Here is a 7,111-nt window from a genome sequence, read left to right as displayed (position 1 = left end):
GCCGGGCGAGCCCCGGGCCCGGGCGACCGTCGTGCCGCCGCAGCCCGCCGACCCTTCGGAGGTACGCGCAATGGCGGCGTCACTGCCGGCACCGGCCCACACGTGGCGGACGCTGTTCCCCTGGCTGGACGCGCTGGCTCCTTCCGAACTGAGGATGCTCCAGAGTCTGGGCGGTCCGGCCCAGTGGTGGCAGCACGAGACGCCGGCGGTGACTCGGCAGCGGCACGAAAGCCTCGACCGGGTGTTCGACCTGATCGCCGGGTTCCTGGAATACGGCCCCCTCGACTCGGAGCCGTTCTCCGAGCTGCTCCCGAACCTCCCGCTGGACCTGCCGACGTCCGAGCTGGACGGGGCCCCGGAGATCCGCGCAGCCGTGGAGGCGGTGGGCGGCACCACGCTGCGCGGTGTCGCCGCGCTCTCCCCCTGCGAGGTCACGGCGATCCGCTCCCTGAACCGGGCGACGGCCGCCCGGGCCGCGCTGACCTCGCTGGTCCGGGCCGGGGCATCTGCCGGCCCGGAGCGACCGGCCGCGCCGGGCCTGGGTCAGGCCGTGCAGCGCTGGTTCGATCAGCTCGACCCCCGGGCACAGGACCTCGTCGTCTACCACCTCGGCGCAACCGTGCCGATTCCGACCGAGGTGCTGGCAGGGTTGTACCGCACGACGCACGAGCAGGTGCTGCGGCTGTTGGAGGGCCTACCGGCCGAACTCGCGCGGGCCGCAGCCGCCGACCGAGATCTGGACCGGGCCATTGCCGCGGTGGAGAACGCCGTACAGCTCCCGGTAGCCCGCTCGTCCCTCGTCGATCAACACCCTTGGCTGGCCACCGAGGTCAACGGCTCCGGGCTGTCGGCGCTCGACGTGCTGGCTGCCGTCGTCCTGCACGCCGGCACCAACGCCCCCTGGCTGTACCAGGGTTCGTTGGCCAAAGCGGTCGCCATGACGTTGGAAGCGCTTGCCTTCGAGCCGGCGGAGTGCATGTCGGCCGCCACCGCCGACCGGTTGCTGTCCTCGGTCGCCCTCCAGCTGCGGCCCACCCAGGAGTGGCTGGAGTACTGCGGACTGAGGGTGGTCGGCGGGCAGATCGAATGTCCCGGCTCGCTGACCGCCGGATCCGCCCCCCGCGTCCCCGCGGCGGCAGCCGGACAGCCGGAAGCGCCCCTCGAACCGGTTGCCCCCTCGAACCCCGAACCGGCTGCCCCCTCGAACCCGGTGGCTGCCGAACCGCCGAACGCCGTGGAGGCCCTGCTCGAGGAGGTGCGCCTGCTCGCGCTCGGTGAAGCCCCCGGGGCGACGCTCACCGAGCTGCTGTCGAACCGCGCCGATTCCTCGGAGCAACTGCACGGACTGCTGGAGCGCCTGCTGCACAGCGAGCCGACCTCAGCGGGCTGGGCCGTGCCCGACGAACCGCCCGCCGCTGACCCCGGCCTTTCGGCGGGGTGGGAACCGAGTGACACCGAGCAGGTCGCGGACGCGCTCGTGGCCGTCCTCGACGGGGCTCCGGCCCCGTTGTCTCCGGGCCAGGCGCTGGCCGCGTTGCTCGATGCCGGCGTGCTGACCGGGGTGTCCGACGTGCTGGCCGCCGACCCGCGCGTGGTGGTCACCGCGGACGGCGCCTGGACCAGCGCCACCGCGCACCCCGGTGCCCAGGAGGGTGCCGTGCCTACGACGCCCCCGCGGAGGACGCTGCGGGACCGCGCCTGGGCCGCGTTGCACGAGGCCGGGAGCCCGCTGACGTTCCCCCTGCTGGTTGCGGCCATGGGCGCGGACGTGAACGAGCGCTCGTTGAAGGCCCAACTGCCGACCGATCCGCGCCTGATGCGCACCGACGTCAACGCCTGGGCACTGGCCGAATGGGGTCTGCGCCGCTACACCACGATCAAGGATCTGGTCGTGCAGGAGGTCGATGCCGCCGGTGGGCAGATCCCCGTCGACCGGCTCGTCGAGGTACTGACCCGGGAATTCTCCATCAAGGAGTCCAGCTTGTTCCAGGTGGCGTCCTCGCCGCCGTTCACCTCGCGCAACGGGATCGTGCGCCGCCTGGGCGATCCTGTACTCGGCGAGGGCACCGCGTCGGTCGGCGCTCCCGTCCGTCTCGACCGGCCGGAGGAGGGCGCCAGTACCGACGACCTCCTCGACATGATGGGGCTGTGATGGCGGACGGAACGGGTGGTGCCCTGCGCGGGACCGGTCTGCTGGCGGACTACCGCAGCGACCGCTGCGACATCGTCGAGGACTTCTACGCCCCCGCGCTGGCCGCCGCCACCGCCTACGACCGCGCCGTCGGCTACTTCAGCTCCTCGGTCCTGGCCGTTCTCGGCCAGGGCGTCGAACGGTTCGCCGCCCGAGGCGGCACGATGCGCCTGATCGCCTCGCCGCAACTGACCGCGGAGGACGTGCAGCAGCTGGAATCCGGCTACGCAGTGCGAGCGATCTTGGAGCAGGCCGCGCTGCGCGACCTGGAGGATGCCTGCACGGACCCGCGGGTCGCCCACCGGTTGGGCCGACTCGGGCTGTTGGTCGCAGACGGCCGGCTGGACGTGAAACTCGCCTACGTGGCCTCGGGCGACCGGATCGGCATGTACCACGAGAAGATCGGTGTCTTCCGGGACGGCCGCGACCTGGTCGCGTTCAAGGGCAGTGCCAACGAGACCAGGTCGGGGCTCATCGGCAACTTCGAATCGATCGAGGTCTTCCGCACCTGGGAACCCGGGGACAGCCACCGGGCGGTCCGGATCAGCCAGGACTTCGAGGAGTTGTGGCAGGACCGCACCCCGCTGCTGCGCGTGCTGGACTTCACCGCCGCCGCCAAGGAGGTCATCGAGTCCTGCGCGCGCCGTTCCGTGACGCCCCCTCCGCTGCCCCCCATGGACGGGGCCACAGTCACGCTTCCGCGGCCGAAGGCCGAAGGCCGGCTCGGCATCCCCGGCGACCTGGTCGTGCGCGACTACCAGAAGCAGGCGGTGGAACGCTGGTTCGGCAACGAGTGCCGCGGCATCCTCCGCATGGCCACCGGCACGGGCAAGACGCTGACCGCGCTCGCCGCCGCCGCCCAGCTCTCCCGCATCCTGGGGAACCGCGGCGAGGCCCTGCTCACGGTCGTCGTCGCCCCGTACCAGCACCTGGTGGACCAGTGGAGCCGGGACATCAGTAGGTTCGGCATGACGCCGGTGCGCGCGTACGAGTCCGTCAGCCGCTGGTACCCGCAAGCCGGCACACTGCTCGACGCGCTCACGCTGGGCACGGCGAAGGGCGGCGTCATCGTGACCACCAACGCCACCCTGGGCTCGGACGCGCTGCAGGGCCTCCTGGAACGCCACCGGGGCCGCCTGCTGGTCATCGCCGACGAGTGCCACAACCTGGGCGCCCGACGGCTGCGCGACAAGCTGCCCGGGAACGCCGGTTACCGGCTCGGCCTGTCAGCGACCCCGGAACGCTGGTTCGACGACGAGGGCACCGACGCACTCACCGGTTTCTTCGGCCCGGTGGTCTTCGAGATGGGTATCGGGGACGCCATCCGCGCAGGAGCCCTCTGCCACTACACCTACACCCCGATCCTGATCGAACTCGACGACCAGGAAGCCGAGTTGTACACCGAAGTGACCGAGAAGATCGCGAAACTGTTCGCGGCGCAGCGCTTCAGCGAGAACTCGGACGAGGACACTCCACTGGGCAAGCTCCTGCGCAAGCGCGCGAACATCCTCGGCCACGCCCGCGCCAAACTCCCGGCGCTGCGCCGCGAACTGACGCTGCGCCGGGAGAGCAGCCACCAGCTGCTGTACTGCGCCGAGGGGCGCCATCCGCTGAGCTACGAGCACGGCGACGGCGACGAACCGACACAGTTGCAGCAGGTGCTCGGCCTGGCCGGTCAGCAACTGCGGATGTCCGCCGCCCCCTACACCGCCGAGACCCGGCGCGAGGACCGCCAGGAGCTGCTGCGGCGCTTCGCATCGGGACACGACCTGCAGGTCCTCGCATCGATGAAGTGCCTCGACGAGGGCGTGGACGTGCCGGCCGCCCGCACCGCCTATCTGCTGGCCAGTTCCTCCAACCCCCGGCAGTTCATCCAGCGGCGCGGCCGCGTCCTGCGTCGGGCGCCCGGCAAGGAGCACGCAGACATCGTCGACTTCGTCGTGGTCCCACCCGAAGCCTCGAACGGACTGGCCAGGGAGACAGAACGGAAGATGCTGGCTCGTGAGTTGGCACGGGTGACCGAGTTCGCGCACCTGGCCGACAACGAGGTGGACACACTGGACGCCCTGCGGCCGCTGCGCCTGCGCTACGGGCTGATGGACGTCTGACGGGCCGGGCCGGCCCGCTGGAACTGGAACGGATGGCAATGACACGGACGACGAAGGGAAGCGTGGTGGCTTCATGAGTGACCAGCAGACCGCCAGGGAGATCCTCGACGCCCTCTCCCCCGAGGCCAGGAAGCTGGTGGGGCGGGTGTTCGAACTGGAGCGGCAGTATCTGCACGTCAAGAACCCCTCGATGCTGACCGACGAGATCGTCCGAGCCGCCAAGGAGCTGGCCAAGTGAAGCTGCTCAAGCTCACCCTGGAGAACTTCCGGGTCTTCCACGGGGTCCAGGAACTCGACCTGGAGGTCACCGACGGCAAGCCCGCAGTGCTGGTCTTCGGCATGAACGGCGCGGGCAAGACCACGCTGCTCAACGCTTTCGGCTGGGCGCTCTACGGCACCTTCTCCGATGACGTGGAGTACCAGGAGCGCGTGATCAACGACCACGCCTGGTCGCAGACGGCGTTCGGCACCCAGGCGACGGCATCGGTCCGACTGGTGTTCGAACACGAGGGGCGGCGCTTCCACGTCCTCCGCTCGGTCTCCACCGTCAAGAACGACGAGGAGCAGCGCGAGCTGCCCTCCCAGCTCTCGGTCACCGAGGTCGGCCAGGACGGCGAGAGCCGACAGGCGGTCAACGGACAGGACCGCATCGAGAAGATCCTTCCGAGGGAGCTGCGGCAGTTCTTCTTCTTCAACGGCGAGCGCATGGAGCGGATGTTCGCCGGCGAGCGCACTGAGGAGGTCAAGCAGGCGATCAAGACCCTGATGGGTCTGGAGGAGATCGAGCGGGCCATCGAGGTGCACCTGCCGAAAGCATCGGCCAAGCTCGCCCGGCAGGTCGAAAAGGGCGGGGACACCCGCTTGCAGAAGCTGGTCGCCGAGCGGAAGGAGCTGGAGGCGAGCATCCTGGCGGTGCACAATCAGCTGCTGGAACTCTCCAAGACCGCTGCGGGCTACGAGCGCGAGGTGGACGCGGCCGACAAGGCGCTGCGGTCCAACGACAAGGCGGCTCCACTCGCCCGGCAACGCGTCAAGTTGGAGGAGCGGCGGCGCGACCTGTTGAGCCGACGCGACAAGCGCTTCGGGGACCGCAAGGCGGTCCTGGCCAAGAGCAGCTTCCTGGCTTTCACCGGCGGGCTGGACGCGCAGGTCCTCGACCTGGCCGACGGCATGCGCCAGCGCCGGGAGCTCCCGGCCGGTATCCAGCGGGACTTCATCGACGGCCTCCTGGAGGACAACACCTGCATGTGCGGGCGCGACCTGCCGACGGGGTCGGAGGCCCGCAAGGCACTGGAGGAGCGCCGGTACAACGCCGGTCTCGCCGATGTCCAGACCAGGTGGATGTACCTGGCCGGCAAGGCCGCCGACCTGGCCAACGCCCGGACCGAACTGCTGGACCAGCTGCGTGGATGCGCGCAGGACATCGAGGACCTCAAGCAGGAGATCGACGCCGTCGACATCGAATTGAGCGACATCGCCCGGCAGTTGGAGGGTGTCGACGTGATGGACGTGCGCAAGCTGGAGGAGCGCCGCAAGGAGTTCGACAGGAAGCGCATCGAGGCACTGCAGCGGCGCCACGAGGCCGAGAACCAGCTGCCGAACTTGCAGGAGCAGCTCGACACCAACAAGCTGCGCTTCCACGGGGCCGAGCGTGCCGACGCGGAGTCCCGCCGCATCCAGAGCCAGGTGGCACTGGTCGACGAGGTCCTGGAGGCGTTCCTCAAGATCAGGGACCTGAAGACCGAGGAGGTCCGCCGCGCGCTGGACACGAAGGTCAAGGACGTCTTCGCCCGGATCTGCATCAAGCCGTTCACCCCGGCGATCACCCCCACCTTCTCGCTGCAGTTGGTCAACGACTCCTTCGGCGCCGCCGCCGCGCGCAGCACCGGCGAGAACCAGATCCTCGGCCTCTCCTTCGTGGGCGCCGTCTCCGAGCTCGCCAAGGAGATCGACGACCTCAAACAGGGCGGCGGTGACGAGACGCTGGGCGGCGGCGGCATCTACCCGGTGGTGATGGATGCGCCGTTCGGCAACCTCGACGTCGTCTACCAGGACGACATCGCCGAGGCCCTGCCGAAGCTCACCTCCCAGATCGTCGCCCTGCTCTCGCAGTCCCAGTCCCGCGGCCAGGTGCTGGACCACCTCGGAGCGGCGGCATCGCGGATGTACGTACTGCGCTCCTACACCACCCACCACAACTCCGCCGAGCAGACCATCACCATCCACGGCCGCTCCTACCCCTACGTGTCGCACGGCGAGTTCGACCACACCGCTCTGGAAGAGGTGACCTTCTGATGGCCGTCGAGACCCGCTTCCGGCGCCCCGCCGAACACGAGGACCTGCTGGTCGCCCTCACCGGCAAGGACGGCCCGTTCCAGGCCATGTACGAGGCCCTGCTGTTTGCCGCCGCGCTCGGCAAGCGCAAGGGTCAGCGCAAGTCCTACAGCAAGTCCGAGCAGCAAGTCCGATACGCGTTGGTGGAGAACCGTGCTTATGGCGACGTCCTGATCGACGTCCTGGCGGTCACGGAGTGCCCCGACGACGCGAAAATCCTCGCGGACGACCGCCTGGGCGACCGGCTGAGGATCTTCGAGGAGTACGCCAACGGCGGCCTGCACTACCTGCAGGGCGAGATCAACGCACGCGGAAGCCGCGATCTGGTCGCTCTGGTCGCCCAACTGGTCTCGGACGCCCTGGTCCAGCCCCCGCAGGAGGACGACAACCCGGTCAAGGACATGCTCGACGCCTTGGAGTGGTAGCACCTCCGGCATTCGCCGCCGCCCCGGACCGGAGCCGGGCGGCGGCGTTCCAC

General features: G+C 69.8%; 5 protein-coding genes. All 5 read left to right on the top strand.

Annotated features, from left to right (window positions below; translation table 11 throughout):
* A partial coding sequence (locus ACFUEL_RS31490; RefSeq protein WP_380240266.1) for a hypothetical protein occupies positions 1 to 2,152 on the top strand: 2,152 nt, incomplete at its 5' end.
* The gene (locus tag ACFUEL_RS31485) at positions 2,152 to 4,299 is read left to right on the top strand and encodes a DEAD/DEAH box helicase family protein (protein ID WP_380240264.1); all 2,148 of its coding nucleotides are present in this window, start codon (positions 2,152 to 2,154) and stop codon (positions 4,297 to 4,299) included. The genes ACFUEL_RS31490 and ACFUEL_RS31485, both read left to right, overlap by 1 nt.
* 73 nt (positions 4,300 to 4,372) lie before the next feature.
* Positions 4,373 to 4,537: a hypothetical protein gene (locus tag ACFUEL_RS31480; RefSeq protein ID WP_380240262.1), complete on the top strand. Its 165-nt coding sequence runs from the start codon at positions 4,373 to 4,375 to the stop codon at positions 4,535 to 4,537.
* Entirely contained in the window at positions 4,534 to 6,594 is a 2,061-nt protein-coding gene (locus tag ACFUEL_RS31475) for an AAA family ATPase (RefSeq protein WP_380240260.1), read from the top strand. Before ACFUEL_RS31480 ends, ACFUEL_RS31475 begins: the two co-directional genes overlap by 4 nt.
* Positions 6,594 to 7,058, top strand: coding sequence for a DNA phosphorothioation-associated protein 4 (locus ACFUEL_RS31470; RefSeq protein WP_380240258.1), 465 nt, complete (start codon positions 6,594 to 6,596; stop codon positions 7,056 to 7,058). The genes ACFUEL_RS31475 and ACFUEL_RS31470 overlap by 1 nt, the downstream gene beginning before the upstream one ends.
* The last annotated feature ends 53 nt before the right edge of the window (positions 7,059 to 7,111 follow it).

The sequence above is a fragment of the Kitasatospora sp. NPDC057198 genome (genome assembly GCF_042670125.1).
In the GTDB taxonomy this organism is placed as follows: Bacteria; Actinomycetota; Actinomycetes; order Streptomycetales; family Streptomycetaceae; genus Kitasatospora.
This window is presented reverse-complemented; position numbering and strand designations above follow the sequence as displayed.